This is a genomic window from Microcystis sp. M53598_WE2 (assembly GCF_030067735.1).
Lineage (GTDB): Bacteria > Cyanobacteriota > Cyanobacteriia > Cyanobacteriales > Microcystaceae > Microcystis > Microcystis aeruginosa.
Window position 1 is genome coordinate 1 of record NZ_JASJFE010000440.1, and the last position, 2,012, is coordinate 2,012.

2 protein-coding genes are annotated in these 2,012 nt (G+C 41.1%); both read right to left on the reverse strand.

Annotated features, from left to right (window positions below):
- Positions 1–273 precede the first annotated feature (273 nt).
- A complete protein-coding gene (locus tag PX636_RS09265) occupies positions 274–591 on the reverse strand; it encodes a P-II family nitrogen regulator (protein ID WP_079206545.1) in 318 nt (105 codons plus the stop codon).
- 73 nt (positions 592–664) lie between these two features.
- Positions 665–1,645 (reverse strand): sodium-dependent bicarbonate transport family permease, encoded by a 981-nt coding sequence (locus PX636_RS09270; protein WP_079206547.1) that lies wholly within the window; start codon positions 1,643–1,645, stop codon positions 665–667.
- Between the last annotated feature and the right edge of the window lie 367 nt (positions 1,646–2,012).

Here is a 2,012-nt window from a genome sequence, read left to right on the forward strand (position 1 = left end):
ACCGGAAAAGATCGTTCTCCTGACTTAAAAGAGGGTGTAGGGTGTGGGGTGTGGGGTGTAGGGAAAGAAACCTCTTTCATCTGTGGGGGTGAAAATTTTTTCATCGGGACTGACTCCTAATTAACTAAGTAGGTGGAGGAATTAAATATAAGATGAACGTAGGTTGGGTTGAAGCATGAAACCCAACCCCCGCATAGTTTACGCTACCGCTAACCCATCCTACAAATAATTTTGCCTCCCTACTTACGACAATTTTTGATTTTTACGAGAGGTCTAATGAGTTAGCCATTGGCCCGTAGTCACCACAAAAATTCCGCCAGCTTTTTTTAAAATAGGCTGAACTTTATCGATCAGACGACCAAGTTGTTCGTCACTATTACAAACCGTCATAATGTAGTTACCACTGTAATCACAATCCAAGTCATCACAGGATAAACCTCGATCACCTTTTCCCGAAGTACTGCCAAAGACGGTATAACCGGAAACTCCGACAACATCAAGAACGCTTAAGGTTTCTTCCAGAAAAGCATGACTAACAATTATGTCCACTTTTTTGACAGTTTGTAGGGAAGGATGGGGGGATTCAAGCATGGTAGTTAAGTACAAAAAGGATAAGTGAAAGAGAACAATTTTGACAGGAATTATTTAAAAACCGCCGGGCCTTTTAGACTCCACAGCCAATGATTTTAATCATCTCTAGGTACAGAGGAATACCGATGATGATATTGAAAGGAAAAGTTAAAGCCAAGGCCATAGAAACGTATAAACTAGGATTCGCTTCGGGAACAGTCATTCTCATGGCCGCAGGAACAGCAATATAAGAGGCACTGGCACACAAAACAGCGAATAATAAAGCATTGCCCTGTTCAAATCCGAGAACCTTAGCAATGAGAATCCCCACCATAGCATTGATGACGGGAATGAACACCGAGAAACCGATGAGAAAAGAACCAGTTTTGCCTAATTCCCGGATTCTTTTCGCAGCCACTAATCCCATATCCAGGAGAAAGAAAGTTAACGCACCATAAAAAATCTCTTGAGTGAAAGGTTCTAATTTTTCCCAGCCTTTTTCCCCTGTGAGCATACCAACAACAACACTACCGACTAAGAGAAATACCGAACCATTTAAAAAGGCTTCATGTAGAACCTTTGACCAAGAAAACGCTTCTTCTTCGCCATTTTTCTCTTTAAAGACTCGCACCAGGATTAAACCCACTACAATCGCCGGCGATTCCATTAAAGCTAAGGCCGCTACCATGTGACCGCCATAGGAAATATGAAGTTTTTCTAAAAAAGAACTGGCGGTGATGAAAGTAACGGCACTAATGGAACCATAGGCTGCGGCGATCGCTGCTGCATTGGCACTATCGAGTTTAATTTTCAGGATAAAGAAAGTGTAAATGGGAACGATGCAAGCCATAACCACAGAGGCAATCAAAGTTAAAGCGATTTGGTTATTGATGCCACTTTCCGCTAGTTCATAACCTCCCTTGAAACCAATCGCCATCAAAAGATAGAGAGAAAAGAGTTTAGGCAGTGGTTGGGGAATCTCTAGGTCGGATTTAAAAAATACTGCCAGCATTCCCAAGAAAAAGAACAAAACCGGCGGATTGAGAATATTGAACAGGATTAAGCTGCCATCCATAGGTTTGCGTACATTGAGTTATTTCAATCTATACTATTCGATTTTGAGAATACTGGGAAAATGTTAAGAACCGGATTAAAACGCTTAACGATGGCCGCTCAAAAAAATTAAGATGGGTGATGTTTCAGTGATCGGTGATCAGTTATCTTGAAACCGTCAGCTTTTCTCCCCTCTCCCCCTCTACAATAATTACTCGCAGCCAGGAATCACTTGGGTTAATATCATACTTTGTGCCTTTTGTCAAAAAAACTTTTTTTTTGCAATAAAACTACACAAAAAAAAGATCATCGTTGTGGGTGAAATTGACTGATTTAACCGTCTTAATTGGGATTACCTTCTAGGTGTGGCAAAGGTTTCAACCATTGCT

Bases quoted from the DNA above. Each gene is read 5' to 3' on its own strand.
- PX636_RS09265 (WP_079206545.1), bottom strand. From the start codon at position 591: ATGCTTGAATCCCCCCATCCTTCCCTACAAACTGTCAAAAAAGTGGAC.
- PX636_RS09270 (WP_079206547.1), bottom strand. From the start codon at position 1,645: ATGGATGGCAGCTTAATCCTGTTCAATATTCTCAATCCGCCGGTTTTG.